The organism is Methanocalculus pumilus (genome assembly GCF_055382585.1).
This window is the reverse complement of record NZ_AP042393.1, coordinates 694,159-712,101: the sequence shown is the minus strand read 5'-3', so window position 1 is coordinate 712,101 and position 17,943 is coordinate 694,159. Positions and strand designations below refer to the sequence as shown.

Sequence of the window (17,943 nt, the reverse complement as noted above, 5' to 3'; positions counted from 1 at the left end):
AGAAAAGACTATACAAAAGATAGAATGCTGATATGGGGATTTGAACCCCAGTCGTAGGAGTGAGAGTCCTACATGATTGGCCGACTACACTATATCAGCAAGAATTTGTGCTCTATTCTGTAAGACACAAGAATATTTAACCATTATCATATCATCCGTCCACCCTGCCTTCCGCATCCCCCATATCCCCATATCCTCCACACCTCAACCATCTCTCCTCTATACACCCCGTGCCCTCCCCACATCTCCCATACCTTCCATAGATTCATGTTCACGGAGATGCCATTAATTACGGATGAGTAGCCTCGAAGAGCAGATCCGTGAGATTGAGGATGAGCTCCGGAATACAAAATACAATAAGGCAACCTCCCTCCATATCGGCCGGCTGAAAGCAAAGATAGCAAAGCTGAAGGACGAGGCGGTTTCCCGTGCAATGAAATCGTCCGGGACAGGAGAAGGCTATTCGGTCAAGAAATCCGGCGATGGAACCGTTGTCCTTGTAGGATTTCCGTCTGTTGGTAAATCGACCTTATTAAACCAGCTGACCGGCACAAAGAGCGAGACAGCCGAATATGCATTCACAACCCTTACTGTTGTCCCCGGACTGATGGAGCACAGGGGAGCCAAGATCCAGATCCTGGACATTCCCGGTTTGATCGCCGGTGCCGCGATGGGAAAAGGGCGCGGGAAGGAGGTTATTGCCGTTGTCAGGACGGCTGACCTGATCATCATCTTAGGCGATGTCTTCAATGACCGGCATATCGATGTGCTGGTGAAAGAGCTGTACGATGCCGGGATCAGAATCAACACCCCAAAGCCGGATATCACCATCAAGAAATCCGGCATGGGTGGTGTCCGGCTGAACACTGTTGGCAGTGTCGATCTTAATCTCGAAGAGATCCGGTCAATTCTTGCCGAGAACAAGATCATGAACGCCGATGTCCTGATCAGGGGCAATGTCACCCAGGAAGACTTCATCGATGCGATGATCGGCAACCGCCGCTACATCCCTGCCTTCATTGCAATCAACAAGGTCGATCTTGTCGATGACCAGACAAAGAAGGAGATTGTAAAGCACCTCACAGATCAGTTCGGACAGGCTCCGATCATGATCTCGGCACATTCCGGTTATAATATAGATGCATTAAAAGATGCCATCTATGAACATCTCGGCTTCATCCAGATATTCATGAAACCGCTCGGAGAACCGGCAGATATGGAAGAACCGCTGATCGTCAGGAAGGGGAGCACCGTTGAGGATGTCTGCAACCGCCTCCACCGCGACTTTGTCGAGCGGTTCAGGTATGCAAAAGTCTGGGGCAACTCGGTAAAACACGATGCCCAGCGGGTCAGCCTTCCGCATGTCCTCGCCGATGGCGATATCCTGACAATTGTAACAAAACTCTAAATCCTTTTTTAAAGAGAGAGAACCGCTTCCAGCACTTCAAGCGGGGCATCGGTTAAGACGGCGGTGCCGGAGTAGTGCGCCCGGCTTGCCCCATATCCTTTCTGAAGAAGCCGCTCAAGCAGGGTCTCCATTGCAGGGGGCGACACCCCAAGCCGTTTCGCCTCTTTATGGTAATCATAGTGCGGAAGATTCGGAAGCTCTCCGGCAAGTATCCTCAATAACCGGGAGAGGCGTGCCTTTGACCCAAAGACCATTCCATCCATCCTCTCAAGCAACCGCAGGGCAAGCGCACGGTCGGCGATATCCCCGATCCAGAGCGGTCCAATCGGCAGGAGTGCAACAGAACACCTGGAGCAGGTGCGGCCGGAAGGCAGAAGACCCGCTTCCACCGAGCGGAACGAACACTTCGGGCACTGGTGAATAAACCCAAGCGATGCGAGCGTCCGATCCGCTGCCCGGACCCCCGGCACCATTCGAAGATGTGTCCGGTGAAAATGTTCAAATGAGAAGGAGAGGAGCGGCTCAATACCCCGGTCATATTTCATCGTCTCCCGCGCCACATGCCCAATCAGGATCCTGAGCCCGACCTCGGGATGATAATCGGTATTCATCGGATGAGCTGCATACCGCCGCATCCCCGCCTTCAGATGGGCGCCGCAGAGCGGGGCGGTATCCGTTGCCGTCACAAAGAGATACTTCCGGGCAGACCTGATCGCCGAATCAAGGAACGGTGCCGGGCTCCCGAAGGGATCGAGATCCACCGTATCGAACCGCTCCGTGGATAAGAGGGCGTTTGCATCCCGGTTCACCACCCTGATCGGAGAACCGAGCCGGAGTGCATTTTTTCTCAGAAGTAGAATTGAATCAAAATCGCGGTCATTTGCCACCACCGGGATTCCGCACTCGTTTGCCACCCGGACCGCCCTGACCCCGGTTGCCGCCATCAGATCAAGGTATTGATCGGGACGAAGCTCCTGTAACAGGAGGATGGTGGCATCGCGGTTCAGCTCCATCCGCCGGTTAAAGAAGACCGGTGCTGAGCCGGGGGGGAACTGCGCAGCATCATCCTGCCATGGTATCAGAAACTGCGTTGTACCCTCGACGACCTGCACATAATTCATCAATAATTCTGGTTTTTCGGAAAACTTATACCTTCGTCACCCGAAGTATATAGGTCAGTGGGCATGTGGCCTAGTCAGGATAGGGCGTTAGCCTCCTAAGCTAATGGTCGGGGGTTCAAATCCCTCCATGCCCGTCTCTCTTCTTGAGGAACAGTACATGTCAGATACCGGGGCGTGCCCGGAATGTGGATCACCGCTGATCAGGCGTCTCTCTTCTTGAGGAACAGTACATGTCAGATACCCCTTTGTGAAGATGATCCATACCCGCCTCTCAGAGAGAGCAATGACGAAATAGATCGAGGAACAATACATTTCCAGATGCATCTTCCGGGCATAATCAGGATCATACGGCCGGCAAACGCCACCATCTCAGGGGCAACCGCAATCCTTGCATATTTTATCGCCACCGGAACACTGATCCCCGAAGTGCTCCTCGCAGCAGCAGCAGCACTCCTCATAACTGCCGCCGGAAATACGATCAATGATGCCTGTGATGCGGTAATCGATGCGATCAACCGGCCGGACCGCCCAATCCCATCAGGCGAGCTGAGTGAGAAGACGGCATACCTCTATGCCGCCCTCCTCTTCATGCTGGGGCTCTCAGCCGCTCTCTTTACAAACCCAATCTGCCTTGCAATCGCCATCATCAACAGTATTCTGCTTATCCTCTATGCCCGTATCCTCAAAGGCACCGTTCTCTTTGGGAATATCTCTGTTGCGTATCTCTCGGGGAGCATCTTCCTCTTCGGCGGGGCGCTTGCCGGAGTCGACGGACTGATAATCACGTTACCGCTTGCCGGAATCACCCTCTTTGGAACACTCGCACGTGAGATCTTAAAAGATGCAGAGGATGTGGACGGGGATGCAGCAGGCGGAACAACCACCCTCCCGATGGCAATCGGGATCAGCAGATCCGGGACGATCGCCTTTGGATCTGCTATTATCGCCGTTATCATCAGTTTCATCCCGTTTCTCTGGTGGGGGCTTCCCTACCTTGTCGGGATAGCAGTTGTGGATCTTGCCATCCTCAGATTGGTCTGGCCGACGGTCAGGTGCAGAACACCTGCCTGTATCCGGGAGCTTGGAATCACCACACAGCTGAAGTACATGATGTATATCGCCCTCCTGATCTTTCTGATTGCAAGCGCAATTGATATCTTTATGCCAATGAAATAGTTGGTTAAGGAAGGAGGGGAGATATGAAGATATACAAAGATAAGACAACCTACCTCGCAGAACCGGGATCCTTCTTTGAAGGGAATGTCCAGATACATGGTGATTTTATTGTGCCACAACGGACGCATTTCTGGGGCAGGCTTGTTGTAAACGGCACCCTTGAGATGGGGCCTGAATGTTCGGTCAAAGGGGCAGTCGTCTGTAAAAATGCCATCATCGGGAGAGACAGCAGGATTAAAGGGCCACTTCTCGTGGACGAGAATGCAACAATCTGCGATCGGGCACATCTCCATTCGATCGAAACCGGCGGCGATTTGGTCATCAGGCCCGGTGTGACGGTAGGAGATGTGAAAGCTGAGAATTCAGTCCTGATCTATGGAAAGATCACATCAGGCACTCTTGTGGGGCGAAACGTCAGGATAATCGGCGACTGAAGAGGGATCAATCCCAATCGTCGCAACATCAAAGAGATCGTGCCAGTCAACGATCGTCTCGACACATCCATCCTTTGCCGTCACAACCCCCATTGCAACAAGCCCGATCCGGTTGCACATATCAAGCCCCTCTTTGACCTCCATCAGGCAGCCGACACCGATGATCCCCTTTGGATGATACTTCTGCACCATCCGCTTGATAAAAGTCGATCCCGGTATGATGAAGACATGGTACCCAAGCGCCTTCATCTTCGGGATACCGCCACCAAGTTCGCATCTTCCGCACCCGACACAACGAAGCCCTTCCGGTGTCAGATGGGCGGGGCACTGCGCAGACCTCAGGCACTGTGGCAGAAATACCACCCTCTCGTCTGGAGGGATTGCAGCAAACGCCTGGGTATTCATCCGGTTATCAAGGCGTATTAAGAACCTGAGAAGCTCTCCGGGTTCGATCCCGATTAGGGTACAGATACTCTTCACAAACCCTTCCATCAGGACAAGAAACGGGCGGAGAAGGGCAGGGAAGAAGAGACGTCCTGAACGGATCGAGGTTCCGATCAGGATCGCCATCACAATAGAGATGAAAATCAGAAAGACTGCGACAAAGAGGGTGACCTCCCCAAGCAGGATCATCAGCCGGTTCCAGATCTCATCCTCAAAGAACATATGCAGATTTATATATGACACAGGAGACCTTAGCACCTTGCTTTATGGCATGAGCCAGGGGTGATCAAAAGGATGCCGGATCAGACCCTCTTCTGTTATGAGTGCTGTTATCAGGGAGAATGGTGTTTTGTCAAAGGCATAGTTTAGAACCGGCACAGCATCCGGCACCGTCGTCCTGCCGAAGAGAGAGGCAACCTCCCCGCGTCCACGCTCTTCAACAATGATATCCGCCATCCGGTGCTCTGGATCAAAGGTTGACCGTGGCGCTGCCACATAGAAGGGGATCTGGTGATAAGAGGCAGAGACCGCATGCATGTAGGTTCCAATTTTGTTGAAGACGCCGTCAGTGCAGATCCGATCCGCGCCGACGATCACACAGTCGATCTCTTTTCTCTGCATCAGGTATGCCGCCTCTGAATCGATGATCGTTGTCACCGGAATCCCATCCCGTGAGAGCTCCCATGCCGTCAGCCGCGAGCCCTGGAGGAGGGGGCGGGTCTCGCAGGAGATGACACGGATATTCTTCCCCTCTTCTGATGCAGATCGGATCACTCCAAGCGCCGTTCCCCATGCAGCACAGGCAAGTGCACCTGCATTACAGTGTGTCAGCACCGTGCAGTCATCGGGGAGGAGGGGCGCACCATGGGATCCGATCCTCCGGCAGGTCGCTTCATCCTCATCGGCTATCTGCTCTGCACAGATGAGCGCTCGTTCTGCTGCATCCGCCGGATCGCTCACCGGTCGGATAGCAGAGAGGACCCGGTCAACGCCCCAGGCGAGGTTTACAGCAGTCGGACGCGCAGAGCGGAGCATTGCCGCCTCCTCGTTCACTGAGGCAGAGAAGGCAGATTCCAAACCCCCAAGCGCATTTTTACAGGCAAGGGCAACCCCGTATGCACCGGCAACACCAAGCGCAGGCGCCCCCCTGACCTCAAGCCGCTTGATTGCCTGCACGAGCCTTGGAACATCGGAGCAGACCACTTCACGATACTCTTCAGGAAGGAGGGTCTGCTCGATCAGCCCGACCCCGCCTTCTTCCCACCAGATCGTCCGGCCCCGCATCATTCACCGGCAAGGAGGAGATCACGGGTCGCCCGCATCGCAGCAGCACCCGCCGTCATCACCGAGTCAGGGATATCGCGGGGGGCAGTTACCGTTCCCGCACAGTAGATCCCCGGCCTGATCGTTCCCACCGGGTCGAGCTTCAGATCAGAGGTATTCAGGAAACCATTCTGATCCATTGGTATCCCGAGCCGCTCTGCAATCACCTGCGTATCCGGCACCGGCTCAAACCCGACCGAGAGGACGACGAGATCGGCGTGGAGGTTCACAAACTCTCCGGTCTCGGTATTCTCAAGCGGCAGGATCAGATCGCCCTTCCCCTCGATCACCTCACCAGGGAAACCACGAATCAGGCGGACGCCTGCTGCTTCGGCACGGACACAATACTCTTCATACCCTTTCCCATAGGCGCGGATATCATTGTAGAGGATCGAGACCTCGATATCAGGATAATGCTCAAGGATCAGCATCGCATTCTTCAATGCATACATACAACAGACCGAAGAGCAGTAGGTCCGTTTCAGCTGGATATCGCGGGACCCGACACACTGAACAAAGACAACGGATTGTGGGGTCTTCCCATCAGAGAGGCGGCGGACTTCCCCTCCTGTCGGCCCGCTCGCATTGATCATCCGCTCGAATTCGAGGCTCGTGATCACATCAGGGTAGCGGTTATATCCAAATATCCTCTTCTTCTCGGGATCAAAGAGCTGGTAGCCGGTGGCGATGATGATACTTGCCGCCTCTATAACCTCAGTCCTCTCGCTATCCTGGTGGAGCACCGCCTCTCTCCCGCAGATATCATAGCAGAGTCCGCATTCGATGCAGTGTTCGGCATCACGGACAACGAGATTTGGAACCACCTGGGGATGCGATTTGTAGATCGCCTTTCTGACACCTATTCCGGCATCGAACCGGTTATAGACCTCAACCGGGCAGATATCGACACAGTCTCCGCACCCATTGCAGAGACTCGAATCAACATACCGGGGATGCTGGAGTACCGTCACCCTGAACGCACCGACATCCCCCTCGATCTCCTGTACTTCAGCAAGGGTGCGGATGGTGATGAGCGGGTGCCGCTCAACATCCACCATCTTCGGAGAGAGGATGCACATCGAACAGTCGTTTGTGGGGAATGTCTTGTCGAGCTGTGCCATATGGCCGCCGATACTCGGCTCGCGCTCGATGAGGGTGACAGGTATTCCGTGGTTGGCAACATCCAGCGCCGCCTGGATACCGGCAACACCACCTCCGATAACAACAACTCTACGCATCCAAATACCCCCGTGCAAGATCAACATAAACGATTGCATTCTTCTGAATGGATGCACGCTGCTCGTCAGTCGTCTCCGAGACCACCTTCCCCGGCACCCCGAGGACAACGGAATTTTCCGGGATCACTTTTCCTTCGGTGACAACAGCACCCGCGCCAATGATACTGCCTGAGCCGATCACCGCACCATTCATCACGATAGCACCCATCCCAATCAGCACATCATCTGCGATGGTGCAGCCATGGATTATCGCGCCATGCCCGATCGAGACCCCTGAACCGATTATTGTCGGGCTGCCGGGGCTGCCATGGAGGACGGCATTATCCTGGACATTTGATCGATCCCCCACTACGATACGGACACGATCAGCCCGGATCACCGCTGAAAACCAGACGCTCACATCCTCGCCGAGCACCGCATCACCAACAACCGTTGCGTTATCGGCGATGAATGCGCACCTGCCGGTGGACCCACCATTACACATAAGAGTATATATGTAGAAGGATAGTTGCATGAACGTTATGGTAGGAGGCACCTTTGATCCCCTCCACATCGGTCACAAGGTCCTTCTCAGAAGATCGTTTGAGATCGCCGGAAAAGGAGGCTTTGTGACAATAGGACTCACTTCTGACGAATTTGCATCACGCAAGAGCCATCCGATCCGACCATACAGCATCAGAAAGGATGAGCTGATCGCATGGATTGAGTCGATGTCATTTCCTGCCGGCTACCATGTCGAGTGCCTCGCCGACCGCTTTGGATCGGCATTGAATGAGGACTTTGAGGCGCTTGTTGTCTCTGAAGAGACATTCCCTGTTGCAGAGGAGATCAATTCCCTCCGGCAGGAGATGGGAAGAGAAAAGGTGGATATCTACAAGATCCGCTGTATCATGGCAGATGACGGGAAGATCGTCTCAAGCACCAGGATCTACCGAAAAGAGATCGATCCGGAAGGCCACCTTCTCAGATGATATATGACGCAATATCACGCGTGATGAGGGTGTCGCAGTACCGGCACCGGTATCCCCTCTTCTGGCAGGCAAAAGAGCTCTGAATCGGTTCATTCGCATTTGAGATGCAGCCGGGATTTGGGCATCTGATCACCCCGATCACCTCAGATGGGATCTCAACGCCGATCTTCTCCTTGACCTGATACTCCCTGATGATATTGATACTCGCCCTGGGCGCAATCAGGGAGATCCGGTCGACCTCTTCCTTTAAGAGTTCCCGGTTCTCGATCTTGACGATATCTTTCTTCCCCATCTGACGGCTTTCGACATTGGTTGCCACAGAGAGTTCTTCGGTCGTCCTCCCGGTGATCCCGAGGATCCTGAGGACAGAGAGACCCTCGCCTCCATCGATATGATCGATCACAGTCCCATTCCGGATAGGGCTGATCAGAAGCCCCTCTTCCGGCTTTCTCTTCATAACAACACCTTCTGGAGCATCGCCATCCGGACAGGAACCCCATTTCGTGCCTGCCTGAAATACTGTGCGCAGGGCATTCTGTCAACTGCCGGGTCAATCTCATCCACGCGTGGCAGCGGATGCATCAGGATAAAACGCTCAGGCACATCAGCAAGCATCTCGGGTGTCACCCGGTATCCCGAGGCAACTGATGCATAGGATCCCGGATCAGGGAACCTCTCCCTCTGTATCCGGGTCACATAGAGGACATCGAGGTCAGCAATGATATCTTCCAGATGCTCATGGACAACGATCTTTGTTCCGGTTTCCATGAGATCATGAACGAGGCTTGGAGGGAGCTCAAGGCCTTGCGGAGTGATGGTATGGATGGTGACACCATATCTGGAGAGGGCCGTTGCAAGTGAATGTGCAGTCCGCCCGTACCGGAGATCGCCGAGGAACCCGACATTGATCCCATCAAGCGGCATCGACTGTCTGATGGTAAAGAGATCAAGGAGGGTCTGTGAAGGATGCTGTCCGGCACCGTCACCGGCATTGATCACCGGGACATCGGAAAATTCCGATGCGAGGCGTGCCGCGCCTTCCTTTGGATGCCTGAGGACGATAGCATCGGTATATCCCGAGACAACCCGGATCGTATCTGCGAGAGTTTCGCCTTTTGCAATTGAACTCGCCTCAATGGATCCGAGATTGATCACCTTTCCGCCAAGCCGGAGCATTGCCGATACAAAAGACATCTGTGTCCGGGTGCTTGGTTCAAAAAAGAGATTGGCGAGTATCTTTCCATTGAGGAGATCGGGATCAAAATCACCCTCTTCGATCGCAGATGCGCGATCAAGGATATCATCGATCTCCCCTGTTGAAACCTCGTTTATCGAGATGATATGACGCATAATGATTCCGCCGCAAGGGACCTGTACCTGTCTGTTGATGCGCCATCCAGATAAAACGAGGGGATCACTTCCGGGCAATGGTCAGGAAACCGCTGTGAGCCACACGGGTTGACGGACGGGTGCCACGGGCAGTCCTTGTCAGTTCCCGCTCCATACACTCATAACAGTTGACACCGCCTGAGAAGAGCTCATTGCAGGCATCTATCACCGAGAATGTCTGTTCAAAGAAGGGGGTATACGTCACAAAGAAACCACCCGGAACCAGGAGCGAATGGGCATGGGCGACATGCTCCTTCTGGATCATCATATCCAGGTGGACGATATCATAGGATCCCTCTGCCATGAGGACGTCCGCTGCATGAACGTTGACATTCTCAAGATGCGCATCTGCGATATTCTTCTCTGCAAGGCGGGCAAACTCGGACCGTACCTCATAGGAATCGACCTTTCTTGCAATACCGCCGAAGTAGATGGCGGCAACACCGCTTCCTGTGCCTGCATCCAGCACAGAATCGTTTCTGTTCATGCCGGTATAGGCGATCACCATCCCAATATCCTTTGGGAGCATCGGGGCGCCGCTCCGCTTTCCATGTGTGAAGAGATCAGGTGGGCGGGGCACCCTGATTGTGAAGGCCTTCCCAAGATGGGTCTCTATCCGGTCGCCGGGCATCTTCCCGACAAGATCGGCAAGCTGTATCTCACCGGCATCGGATCCGAATTTCCCCGGACCCGCCCTGAGGTAATACTCCCGCTTCTGCCCAACCAGGATGACGCGATCGCCCTCTTCGATCATTGGCCGCCAAGTTTCATGATCGCTTCTGCAATATCCCCGTTCGTCTCGACAAGGGCAGCTTTTGCGGCATCAGGAGAGACATTCGCCTGCATGGCAACGAGCTCGATATCAGCATCTGTGATCTCGGCCGGAACCGGTGCAGAATCGATCACCCCGGCAGCCTCAAACCTCGGGGTGCCGGTCAGCTGGTAGGTGGTCTGCCCCTGCATCGTCATTGCGACCACCTCGGCATCTTCGAAGATGTAGGTGCCATCTGCTGCTTCGATTGTGACGCGGGTGACCCCCTCGATCGGATCCATCGACATGCCGAGTTTGTTCATCATCTGTTTCATCTTTCGTGGATTCATTCCGCCGGGCATCATCTCTTATCCCTTCCCTGTCGTACTTTTACGGCACCGCCGTACTTAAATTCCAGCATCTCCGATCCGGAGAGGTTTGCCATTCCTGTTGCAAGGAGCAAGTCGTCTTCAGAAACAACAAACACCTCATCCTCTGCGCGGATATTCGGATCTGCGCTGATCACGTGTTTTGCCATCGCTGTTTTTCCGGCTGAGACAAAGGGGACTGCCTCTTCATGCACCACAACCCGGCCCGCCGGGGGCGCGAGGAATGCATGGAGGCGGGCCGCCCCGTCATAACTGAGGGTGAGGCGGCCGTCCTGTGCCCGCACCGTCGCGAGCCTGACCTTCCCCAGCATCACATACCGTATCCTCGATGATGTCGAGTACTGGAAATTACATTCATCGGGGAAGAGTGCATCTCCTGCACCGCGCCCAAACTGAAATTCAGCTATTTTTCGTACCCTGCGCAGACTGGCATGCGAGGATCTCGTCAATTCTTCTGACAAATGTCTCCTCCGTTCCTGCAGGGATATATGCCCCTGCTGCTATTGCATGACCTCCACCGGCACCACCCACAAGCGCGGACGCTTCACAGAGTGCTGCCTGGAGATCGATTCCCGATCGGACAACCCGGTCGACTGTTCTCATCGAGACCTTCACCACATCCGGATCATCGGGCAGGGTGCAGAAGACCATGATCGGAAGCCGCCGATCCAGTTTTGAGAGTGCCATCCCAGCTCCTATCCCGACTATGGTATCGGGGAACTGATCCTGTGTATGGATCCACTGGAAATTCTCTGTTCTGGTGACCCCGGTCCTGATGATATACTGGAAGAGCTCCCGGATCACGCTCCGGTGATGGCGGAGCATCTCCTCTGCCTGCTGGTATATCAGGCCGCGGTCACCCCGGCAGACCGCGCTCCCGATCGCAGGGCGGGCCCATCTGCCGCAGGCATTCAGGAGCGTCGCATATTCAGATGCATTCCTGAGGGGTGATTTCCGGGCTTCATCCGGGAAGATATAGGATTCACCAAAGAGCCGGTCGACCGACTCGCCATGGGCAACCAGCTGTTCGACGAGTGCGGATGCGATCGTTCTCCTCTCATCAGGTGAGAGATCCTCCCAGACCCGCCACTGCCCTTCGGGATCACGGAGCCGGATACCGAGCCGTTCCAGGAAGATCTGCGCCCCATTGGGGTTATTGCTGATCCCCGGCAGAACGGGATCATCACTGTAACTGAGACAGATATGAACCGGGCGCGTGGAGAGGCCATAACAGTTGAGATCGTGGGAGATTGCCATGACATTGCCTGCCTCCACACCGTCAAGCGCGATCTCACGGGCAGGGCCGATGAGCCCGCACCCCTCACGCGCCATCATGTCGCCGACGTTTCCGACAACCGCGAGCTTTGCGAGATCACAGTTGGCATCATTCATCTCCCGTGCCACAAGGTATGCAATCCCTGCGGCTGAGAGTTTTGTGATCCCGTACGGAAGGCAGTTCACCTGACGGTATGCTATCTTTGCAGGCTGGCCGATATGGTGATCGAGGATGAGCACCTCATCATAGGAGAGCCCATGCTCTTCGATCAGGTTCTGCTGTCCGGCACCCAGATCGACAAAGAGTTTTAATGAGTCGTCCTTTGGCACCCATTTCATCATCAATGGTTCAAGCTGCCTGAGGAAGACGGATTCACAGGGGGTTTTCTCCCGCTCGATCGCCTCTTTTAAAATTGCCTCGCTTGCGATGCCGTCAGCATCGATATGCGAGATGATCGTGACGGAATCAGCAGATCTGATGATCTCCGAAGCCTCCAGGAGATCGTCAGTAAAAGCCATACACTAATGTTTTGGATCTCCCAATAGAAGAATGGTGTGTCATGCCATCATGGATAACCACAGAGGCTGAAGAAGAACCGATCAGCATCCTCCGGATGCAGGCGATCGAGAAGAATGCAGAAGCACTCGGCGTCTCCACCGCTCAGATGATGGAGAGTGCAGGAAGAGCGCTTTTGGAGCATGTTCTTGAGCAATTGCCACAAAAGGTGCTCATCCTCTGCGGAAAGGGGAATAACGGAGGTGACGGGTTTGTTGCGGCACGGTATCTCGCCCGCCATACGGACTGCTCCTGTATCTATGTATCGGGTGAGCGGAAGGGCGATTCCATGGCAAATCTCCGGGCACTTCGTGCATGCGGCATCCCCCTCCATGAGGTGTCCTGCAGAGAGGACGTGTATGCCCTCTCCCATCTCTTCGCATCTGCGGATCTGATCCTTGACTGCCTGCTTGGCACCGGTGCGGGCGGGAGCCTTCGCGAACCGATTGCATCCTGCGTTGCGCTGGCAACAAAATCCCCCGCATATATCCTTGCAGCAGATCTCCCGACACCCGGTATCTCCGCAGACGCGATCCTGGCATTCCACAAAAGCAAAGGCATCGCCACAGCCATCGCCGATATCGGAATCCCAATCGAAGCCGAGTGTTTCACGGGACCGGGAGATCTCCTCACCATCCCAAAGAAGCCGGAGAATGCCCATAAGGGATATGGCGGGAAGGTGCTCGTGGTGGGCGGCGGCCCGTACCAGGGTGCGCCGTACCTCACAGGACTTGCCGCACTCCGTGCCGGGGCAGATATCGTCTTTGTGGCAAGCCCAAACGCCCTTGACTGCCCGGACCTGATTCATATCCCCCTCTCAGGCAGAGTCATCGGAGAAGAGGAGAGCGGGCAGTTGATCCGTACTGCACGGGATGCGGATGTAGTGGTGATCGGCCCCGGGCTTGGGGCTGAAAGCCATGATGTCATCCTCAGGGTGGCAGCGGCATCCCGGCGCGCAGTCATCGATGCCGATGCGCTCCGCCTCCCCCTGCCAAAGGGCGGGGAGACGATCTATACCCCGCATCCTGGCGAGTTTGCCCGCGCGTTTGAGGGAGAGCCTGCGGGAGATCCAAAAAAGGATGCGGTAGTTGTCCGGGATACCTGCCCGGAATCGGCTTCGATACTCCTGAAAGGAGAGACCGATATCATCAGTGATGGCAGACAGGTCCGGTTCAACAGGACAGGGGTGGCGGCGATGACGGTCGGCGGTACAGGCGATATCCTGGCAGGAGTGGCAGCCGCCCTCTTCTGCCGGATGCCGGCATTCGAGGCAGCAACAGTCGCCGCATATGCAACCGGCCGTGCCGGGGAGGAGGCGGCGCAGTCAGTTGGTGACGGGCTGATCGCAAGCGATCTTCTTCTGTTCATTGCACAGATACTCTATGGAGACTGAAATTGTATGGTTGAATTCACTCATATCGACGGCGACCATGTCCGGATGATCGATGTCACGGAGAAACCCGACGTGCACAGAAAAGCAACCGCACAGGGGAGGATCTATCTCAGCAGGGAGACATTGAAGGCGATTTCTGAAAAGACGACACGGAAAGGAAACGTCCTTGCAACCGCCGAGATTGCCGCAATTCTTGCCATAAAGGATACATTCCGGATCATTCCGATGTGTCATCCCCTCTCCATAGGCGGAGTATCTGTCGATTTTCTGGAGACTGAGGAGTATATCGAGGCAACCGTCACCGTAAAGACCTATGGAAAGACCGGCATCGAGATGGAGGCGTTGACCGGTGTCTCGGTTGCACTCCTAACCATCTGGGATATGGTAAAGTCCGCTGAGAAGGATGAGTCCGGGCAGTATCCGGGAACCCGGATCGAGGGGATCAGGGTCCTCTCCAAAGAGAAGAGTGCTGCATAACCAGCATCCTTTATGTTCGCAGGAGTTGAAGTATAAAGATCACGGGATATCTCCCGTCAAGGAATGTGGCTTCAACTGAGTTAAGCCGAACCTGGAGTAGACAAATGTCACGATCAATGTATTCGTATGTCCGTGAGGCCTGGAAAAAGCCTGACGAGACCGAGGTAAAGAAACTCCTCTGGCACCGCATGCAGAAATGGCGGCGTGAAGGATCCGTTGTCCGGATCGAACACCCCACGCGGATTGACCGCGCCCGCACCCTTGGATACAAGGCAAAGCAGGGTATCATCGTTGTCCGCGCCCAGGTACGCCGTGGTGGCCGGAGAAAGTCAAGATATGTCCGCGGGCGAAGAACCGCACGGATGGGCATGGCCCGCACCACCGCCGGAAAGAGCATCCAGCGGATGGCAGAAGAGCGTTCTGCACGGCGCTACCCGAACATGGAAGTTCTGAACTCATACTGGGTTGGAGAAGACGGGGTCAGGAAATTCTATGAAGTGATCCTGGTCGATCGGAGCCACCCCGGCATCAGAAGCGACAAGACGCTGAACTGGATCTGCGACCAGAAGAACCGTGTATTCCGTGGCAAGACCTCGGCCGGAATGAAAGGCCGTGGCATGCGCCGCAGGGGTACCGGTACCGAAAAGACACGACCAAGTATCCGCTCACACAAAAACCAGGGGAAATAACCCCACTTTTCTTTTATGACGGTCACGGATGCTTTCATCCATCCCTTTCCCGAGGGTGACTCGACACTTCAACGCATGGCAATGACCGCACGCGAATGCGGTTTTGACACGCTCATTGCAGTCAACCACCACCCATGCGAATATCATGGTGTCCGGATTCTGCAGGGAGTGATCGTATTCGAAGGCACAATGAAGGCGGTCACAAACACAATCCGGCAGAAGAAGCAGGCGATCATCGGGGTTGCCGCAGGTGACGCCACCTTTAACCGGAGCGTTTTGAAGACCCGCGGCGTTCATCTGATCACCGAACTCCACCGGACACAGAGGAATGCATTTGATCAGGTGACAGCAAAGCTTGCCGCAGAGAAACGGATCGCGGTGCACCTCGACATCAGCCAGATCATCTCCTGCCGCGGGCATTCCAGGCAGAAGGTGCTTGCGAGGTACGCCGAGCTCCTTCTCCTCCAGAGGAAGTTTGGATTCTCCTTTGCAATCGGGAGCGGGGCAAAATCAATCCTCGGCCAGCGGACTGTCGGGGAGATGATCCTCCTGACCTCACTCTTTGGGATGACAGAGGAGGAGACGGTTACTGCTCTTGGAACAATCCCCGATCTATTTGAGGATACATCCCGTCCACGGGTGGTTTCATGAAGCATCTCTCCCCCACCCTCCGGGAAAACCGGAGATATGTCCTAACCAGGATCATGCCATCTGATCCCAATCTCGAGATCCGGGAACTCTATTATGCTATCTCAGAGAGTGTCACCTCCCTCTATGGCGATTGTATCGCCGCAGAGGTGCATGCCGCCACGATCCTGCGGGAGGGAGAGTACCTGATTGTGAGATGCAGGAGGGGGCGGGAGAAGGAGCTCTGCTGCGCAATCGCCGCGATCAGATCCATCAACAAAACGCAGATCCGCCTCACCACCATCGCCACATCGGGAACAATTGCGGCTCTCAGAAAGAGGATACGGCCGGAAAAGCAGGGCGATTTGATCACCTGCACCATCAATTCCGGGGAACAGAGCGGCATCATGTATGCCGATGGAAAGATTGACCTTATCAGAAGAGATATGAAAGGTCAGGAATTAGTATATCTCACGAAAGACGATATGGAGAAGTTTCATGCAACCACAACCAAACCAGATGGGATATGACCGGGCGATCACCGTCTTCAGTCCGGACGGCCGCCTCTACCAGGTCGAGTATGCACGTGAAGCAGTGAAGCGGGGAACAACTGCTGTTGGGATCAAATGCAAAGAGGGAGTCATCCTGATCGTCGACAAGCGGGTCAGCTCAAAGCTGCTCGAACCCTCATCAATCGAGAAGATATTCCAGATTGACGCACATATCGGGGTTGCATCCTCCGGCCTTGTCGGCGATGCCCGCGCCCTCGTGGACCGCGCCAGAATCGAGTCGCAGATCAACCGCGTCTCCTATGACGAGGCGATCGATGTCGAGACGCTCGCAAAGAAGCTCTGTGACCATATGCAGACCTACACACAGTTCGGCGGCGCCCGCCCCTATGGAACAGCACTCCTGATCGCAGGTATTGCAGATGGCAGATGCCACCTCTTTGAGACCGACCCCTCAGGCACCCTGCTTGAGTACAAGGCAACCGGTATCGGGATCGGCAGGCCGGCAGTGATGAAGGTCTTTGAAGAGGAGTACAATCCCGAACATTCCTGCAAAGAGGCGATTCTGCTAGGGCTCAGAGCACTCCATGCAGCAACCGAAGGCAAGTTTGATGTGAACACCGTTGAGATCGGCATCGCCTCACTTCAGGCGGGCACATTCAGGAAGATGGAACCTGAAGAAGTTGCAGTCTGTGTCGAGGAGTTCGAGCAGTAGATGGTACTATGATCTCCCTCGATAACGCAGTTGTTGCGCGCCTTGAATCCCATGGCGAACGGTTTGAGATCCTTGTCGATCCCGACCTTGCCCAGAAGATCCGGGAAGGGGAGGAGATCGAGATTGAAAACGTTGTTGCTACAGAGTATATCTACGAGAATGCAGCCCATGCAGAGAGAGTCTCAGACGAAGCCCTGACAAAAGTATTCGGGACCACCGACTTTGAGACAATTGCGCGGGCAATTATCGGGAAAGGAGAGATCCATCTCACCTCGGAACAGAGGAAGGCGCGATCTGAGGAGAAGAAGCGGCAGGTGATCACCTATATCGCCAGAAATGCCATCAATCCCCAGACAGATCTGCCGCACCCCCCACAGCGGATAGAACTCGCACTCGAAGAGGTCAGGATCAATTTTGATCCCTTCAAATCTGTTGATGCCCTGGTGAAAGAGACGGTGAAGGCGCTCAGGCCGATTCTCCCGATCAAGTTCGCCGAGAAGAGGTTCGCCGTGAAGATCCCGCCTGACTATGCAGCACGCGGATATGGCGAGATTGCCGGTGCTGCAATGGTCACAATGGAGCGGGAGGAGTGGCAGGCAGATGGATCCTGGATCTGTATCGCAAAGATCCCGGCAGGCATGCAGGAGGAGTTCTTCTCCCTCGTCAACCGGGTCTCAAAAGGGGATGCCGAGGTCAGGGTCATAGAGTAGCTTAATAGCAATCAATAGCAAATACAATAAGACATCTATCGGAGATTCGAATCATGGCAAAAGGAAAACACAAGGCAAAGGGACGTATTTCGGGAAGTGCAGGACGCTTTGGACCGCGCTACGGTCGATTTATCAGGAAGAGCGTCAATCAGATCGAAAAGATCCAGAGAGCAAAGCACCTCTGTCCCAGATGTGATACGATCTCTGTGAAGCGTGAAGGAACAGGTATCTGGACCTGCAGAAAATGCAATTTCAAGTTCGCAGGCGGTGCATATGCGCCACAGACACCCGGTCTGAAGGTTGCACTCAGGAACATCGACGCATCCATCAAGAAGGAGGCGTAGACTG

23 protein-coding genes and 2 tRNA genes are annotated in these 17,943 nt (G+C 54.7%); 13 read left to right on the top strand and 12 right to left on the bottom strand.

Annotation, left to right across the window (positions count from 1 at the left end):
- Positions 1 to 25: 25 nt before the first annotated feature.
- A tRNA-Glu gene (locus ACZ44I_RS03830) sits at positions 26 to 99 on the bottom strand.
- Positions 100 to 295: 196 nt separating this feature from the next.
- Between ACZ44I_RS03830 and ACZ44I_RS03825 the strand changes: the two genes are divergently transcribed.
- A complete protein-coding gene (locus tag ACZ44I_RS03825; RefSeq protein ID WP_464548612.1) occupies positions 296 to 1,408 on the top strand; it encodes an OBG GTPase family GTP-binding protein in 1,113 nt (370 codons plus the stop codon).
- An 8-nt stretch (positions 1,409 to 1,416) separates the two neighbouring features.
- Here ACZ44I_RS03825 and ACZ44I_RS03820 read toward each other — a convergent pair whose 3' ends face one another.
- The gene (locus ACZ44I_RS03820; protein ID WP_464548614.1) at positions 1,417 to 2,529 is read right to left on the bottom strand and encodes a tRNA (guanine(10)-N(2))-dimethyltransferase; all 1,113 of its coding nucleotides are present in this window, start codon (positions 2,527 to 2,529) and stop codon (positions 1,417 to 1,419) included.
- A gap of 59 nt (positions 2,530 to 2,588) precedes the next feature.
- Between ACZ44I_RS03820 and ACZ44I_RS03815 the strand changes: the two genes are divergently transcribed.
- The 3 genes from ACZ44I_RS03815 to ACZ44I_RS03805 all read left to right on the top strand — a co-directional run bounded on the left by ACZ44I_RS03815 (position 2,589) and on the right by ACZ44I_RS03805 (position 4,139).
- Positions 2,589 to 2,663, top strand: a tRNA-Arg gene (locus ACZ44I_RS03815).
- A 184-nt stretch (positions 2,664 to 2,847) separates the two neighbouring features.
- Complete coding sequence (locus tag ACZ44I_RS03810; protein ID WP_464548616.1) at positions 2,848 to 3,705, top strand: geranylgeranylglycerol-phosphate geranylgeranyltransferase; 858 nt, start codon at positions 2,848 to 2,850, stop codon at positions 3,703 to 3,705.
- Positions 3,706 to 3,728: 23 nt separating this feature from the next.
- Positions 3,729 to 4,139 (top strand): bactofilin family protein, encoded by a 411-nt coding sequence (locus tag ACZ44I_RS03805; protein WP_464548617.1) that lies wholly within the window; start codon positions 3,729 to 3,731, stop codon positions 4,137 to 4,139.
- Here ACZ44I_RS03805 and ACZ44I_RS03800 read toward each other — a convergent pair.
- Genes ACZ44I_RS03800 through ACZ44I_RS03785 form a run of 4 tightly spaced genes read right to left on the bottom strand, consistent with a single transcriptional unit; the run spans position 4,095 to position 7,628 of the window.
- Positions 4,095 to 4,826 (bottom strand): DUF116 domain-containing protein, encoded by a 732-nt coding sequence (locus ACZ44I_RS03800; RefSeq protein ID WP_464548619.1) that lies wholly within the window; start codon positions 4,824 to 4,826, stop codon positions 4,095 to 4,097. The two genes, ACZ44I_RS03805 and ACZ44I_RS03800, sit on opposite strands and share 45 nt — an antisense overlap.
- 21 nt (positions 4,827 to 4,847) lie before the next feature.
- Positions 4,848 to 5,870 (bottom strand): S-methyl-5-thioribose-1-phosphate isomerase, encoded by a 1,023-nt coding sequence (mtnA, locus tag ACZ44I_RS03795; protein ID WP_464548621.1) that lies wholly within the window; start codon positions 5,868 to 5,870, stop codon positions 4,848 to 4,850.
- Entirely contained in the window at positions 5,867 to 7,144 is a 1,278-nt protein-coding gene (locus ACZ44I_RS03790) for an FAD-dependent oxidoreductase (RefSeq protein WP_464548623.1), read from the bottom strand. The genes mtnA and ACZ44I_RS03790 overlap by 4 nt, the downstream gene beginning before the upstream one ends.
- The gene (locus tag ACZ44I_RS03785) at positions 7,137 to 7,628 is read right to left on the bottom strand and encodes a gamma carbonic anhydrase family protein (RefSeq protein ID WP_464548625.1); all 492 of its coding nucleotides are present in this window, start codon (positions 7,626 to 7,628) and stop codon (positions 7,137 to 7,139) included. Before ACZ44I_RS03785 ends, ACZ44I_RS03790 begins: the two co-directional genes overlap by 8 nt.
- 28 nt (positions 7,629 to 7,656) lie before the next feature.
- Here ACZ44I_RS03785 and ACZ44I_RS03780 point away from each other — a divergent pair, with 28 nt between their 5' ends.
- Entirely contained in the window at positions 7,657 to 8,115 is a 459-nt protein-coding gene (locus ACZ44I_RS03780; protein ID WP_464548627.1) for a phosphopantetheine adenylyltransferase, read from the top strand.
- Here ACZ44I_RS03780 and pyrI read toward each other — a convergent pair.
- From pyrI to ACZ44I_RS03750, 6 genes are all read right to left on the bottom strand, one after another.
- On the bottom strand, positions 8,108 to 8,572 hold the full coding sequence (pyrI, locus tag ACZ44I_RS03775) for an aspartate carbamoyltransferase regulatory subunit (protein WP_464548629.1): 465 nt from the start codon (positions 8,570 to 8,572) through the stop codon (positions 8,108 to 8,110). The two genes, ACZ44I_RS03780 and pyrI, sit on opposite strands and share 8 nt — an antisense overlap.
- Positions 8,569 to 9,465: an aspartate carbamoyltransferase gene (gene pyrB / locus ACZ44I_RS03770; RefSeq protein WP_464548631.1), complete on the bottom strand. Its 897-nt coding sequence runs from the start codon at positions 9,463 to 9,465 to the stop codon at positions 8,569 to 8,571. The genes pyrI and pyrB overlap by 4 nt, the downstream gene beginning before the upstream one ends.
- A 64-nt stretch (positions 9,466 to 9,529) precedes the next feature.
- Entirely contained in the window at positions 9,530 to 10,258 is a 729-nt protein-coding gene (locus ACZ44I_RS03765) for a protein-L-isoaspartate carboxylmethyltransferase (protein WP_464548633.1), read from the bottom strand.
- On the bottom strand, positions 10,255 to 10,620 hold the full coding sequence (locus ACZ44I_RS03760; protein ID WP_464548634.1) for a nascent polypeptide-associated complex protein: 366 nt from the start codon (positions 10,618 to 10,620) through the stop codon (positions 10,255 to 10,257). Before ACZ44I_RS03760 ends, ACZ44I_RS03765 begins: the two co-directional genes overlap by 4 nt.
- Positions 10,617 to 11,105 (bottom strand): PUA domain-containing protein, encoded by a 489-nt coding sequence (locus ACZ44I_RS03755; protein ID WP_464548636.1) that lies wholly within the window; start codon positions 11,103 to 11,105, stop codon positions 10,617 to 10,619. Before ACZ44I_RS03755 ends, ACZ44I_RS03760 begins: the two co-directional genes overlap by 4 nt.
- Entirely contained in the window at positions 11,044 to 12,438 is a 1,395-nt protein-coding gene (locus ACZ44I_RS03750; protein WP_464548637.1) for a DHHA1 domain-containing protein, read from the bottom strand. Before ACZ44I_RS03750 ends, ACZ44I_RS03755 begins: the two co-directional genes overlap by 62 nt.
- A gap of 41 nt (positions 12,439 to 12,479) precedes the next feature.
- Here ACZ44I_RS03750 and ACZ44I_RS03745 point away from each other — a divergent pair, with 41 nt between their 5' ends.
- The 8 genes from ACZ44I_RS03745 to ACZ44I_RS03710 all read left to right on the top strand — a co-directional run bounded on the left by ACZ44I_RS03745 (position 12,480) and on the right by ACZ44I_RS03710 (position 17,939).
- A complete protein-coding gene (locus tag ACZ44I_RS03745) occupies positions 12,480 to 13,868 on the top strand; it encodes an NAD(P)H-hydrate dehydratase (protein WP_464548639.1) in 1,389 nt (462 codons plus the stop codon).
- A 6-nt stretch (positions 13,869 to 13,874) separates the two neighbouring features.
- A complete protein-coding gene (gene moaC, locus ACZ44I_RS03740; protein ID WP_464548641.1) occupies positions 13,875 to 14,345 on the top strand; it encodes a cyclic pyranopterin monophosphate synthase MoaC in 471 nt (156 codons plus the stop codon).
- A gap of 104 nt (positions 14,346 to 14,449) precedes the next feature.
- Complete coding sequence (locus tag ACZ44I_RS03735) at positions 14,450 to 15,034, top strand: 50S ribosomal protein L15e (RefSeq protein ID WP_464548642.1); 585 nt, start codon at positions 14,450 to 14,452, stop codon at positions 15,032 to 15,034.
- A 15-nt stretch (positions 15,035 to 15,049) separates the two neighbouring features.
- A complete protein-coding gene (locus tag ACZ44I_RS03730) occupies positions 15,050 to 15,685 on the top strand; it encodes an RNase P subunit p30 family protein (RefSeq protein WP_464548644.1) in 636 nt (211 codons plus the stop codon).
- On the top strand, positions 15,682 to 16,191 hold the full coding sequence (locus ACZ44I_RS03725; protein ID WP_464548646.1) for an Rpp14/Pop5 family protein: 510 nt from the start codon (positions 15,682 to 15,684) through the stop codon (positions 16,189 to 16,191). The genes ACZ44I_RS03730 and ACZ44I_RS03725 overlap by 4 nt, the downstream gene beginning before the upstream one ends.
- Positions 16,160 to 16,885, top strand: a complete 726-nt coding sequence (psmA, locus tag ACZ44I_RS03720; RefSeq protein ID WP_464548648.1) for an archaeal proteasome endopeptidase complex subunit alpha — start codon at positions 16,160 to 16,162, stop codon at positions 16,883 to 16,885. Before ACZ44I_RS03725 ends, psmA begins: the two co-directional genes overlap by 32 nt.
- Positions 16,886 to 16,893: 8 nt before the next feature.
- Positions 16,894 to 17,595: a ribosome assembly factor SBDS gene (locus ACZ44I_RS03715; protein ID WP_464548650.1), complete on the top strand. Its 702-nt coding sequence runs from the start codon at positions 16,894 to 16,896 to the stop codon at positions 17,593 to 17,595.
- Positions 17,596 to 17,648: 53 nt separating this feature from the next.
- Positions 17,649 to 17,939, top strand: a complete 291-nt coding sequence (locus ACZ44I_RS03710) for a 50S ribosomal protein L37ae (protein ID WP_460373518.1) — start codon at positions 17,649 to 17,651, stop codon at positions 17,937 to 17,939.
- Positions 17,940 to 17,943: the final 4 nt, after the last annotated feature.

Bases quoted from the DNA above. Each gene is read 5' to 3' on its own strand.
- psmA (WP_464548648.1), top strand. From the start codon at position 16,160: ATGCAACCACAACCAAACCAGATGGGATATGACCGGGCGATCACCGTC.
- ACZ44I_RS03745 (WP_464548639.1), top strand. From the start codon at position 12,480: ATGCCATCATGGATAACCACAGAGGCTGAAGAAGAACCGATCAGCATC.
- mtnA (WP_464548621.1), bottom strand. From the start codon at position 5,870: ATGATGCGGGGCCGGACGATCTGGTGGGAAGAAGGCGGGGTCGGGCTG.
- ACZ44I_RS03780 (WP_464548627.1), top strand. From the start codon at position 7,657: ATGAACGTTATGGTAGGAGGCACCTTTGATCCCCTCCACATCGGTCAC.
- ACZ44I_RS03730 (WP_464548644.1), top strand. From the start codon at position 15,050: ATGACGGTCACGGATGCTTTCATCCATCCCTTTCCCGAGGGTGACTCG.
- pyrB (WP_464548631.1), bottom strand. From the start codon at position 9,465: ATGCGTCATATCATCTCGATAAACGAGGTTTCAACAGGGGAGATCGAT.
- ACZ44I_RS03715 (WP_464548650.1), top strand. From the start codon at position 16,894: ATGATCTCCCTCGATAACGCAGTTGTTGCGCGCCTTGAATCCCATGGC.
- ACZ44I_RS03750 (WP_464548637.1), bottom strand. From the start codon at position 12,438: ATGGCTTTTACTGACGATCTCCTGGAGGCTTCGGAGATCATCAGATCT.
- ACZ44I_RS03765 (WP_464548633.1), bottom strand. From the start codon at position 10,258: ATGATCGAAGAGGGCGATCGCGTCATCCTGGTTGGGCAGAAGCGGGAG.
- ACZ44I_RS03820 (WP_464548614.1), bottom strand. From the start codon at position 2,529: ATGAATTATGTGCAGGTCGTCGAGGGTACAACGCAGTTTCTGATACCA.
- pyrI (WP_464548629.1), bottom strand. From the start codon at position 8,572: ATGAAGAGAAAGCCGGAAGAGGGGCTTCTGATCAGCCCTATCCGGAAT.
- ACZ44I_RS03735 (WP_464548642.1), top strand. From the start codon at position 14,450: ATGTCACGATCAATGTATTCGTATGTCCGTGAGGCCTGGAAAAAGCCT.
- ACZ44I_RS03760 (WP_464548634.1), bottom strand. From the start codon at position 10,620: ATGATGCCCGGCGGAATGAATCCACGAAAGATGAAACAGATGATGAAC.
- ACZ44I_RS03790 (WP_464548623.1), bottom strand. From the start codon at position 7,144: ATGCGTAGAGTTGTTGTTATCGGAGGTGGTGTTGCCGGTATCCAGGCG.
- ACZ44I_RS03725 (WP_464548646.1), top strand. From the start codon at position 15,682: ATGAAGCATCTCTCCCCCACCCTCCGGGAAAACCGGAGATATGTCCTA.
- ACZ44I_RS03805 (WP_464548617.1), top strand. From the start codon at position 3,729: ATGAAGATATACAAAGATAAGACAACCTACCTCGCAGAACCGGGATCC.
- ACZ44I_RS03785 (WP_464548625.1), bottom strand. From the start codon at position 7,628: ATGTGTAATGGTGGGTCCACCGGCAGGTGCGCATTCATCGCCGATAAC.
- ACZ44I_RS03810 (WP_464548616.1), top strand. From the start codon at position 2,848: ATGCATCTTCCGGGCATAATCAGGATCATACGGCCGGCAAACGCCACC.
- ACZ44I_RS03710 (WP_460373518.1), top strand. From the start codon at position 17,649: ATGGCAAAAGGAAAACACAAGGCAAAGGGACGTATTTCGGGAAGTGCA.
- moaC (WP_464548641.1), top strand. From the start codon at position 13,875: ATGGTTGAATTCACTCATATCGACGGCGACCATGTCCGGATGATCGAT.
- ACZ44I_RS03825 (WP_464548612.1), top strand. From the start codon at position 296: ATGAGTAGCCTCGAAGAGCAGATCCGTGAGATTGAGGATGAGCTCCGG.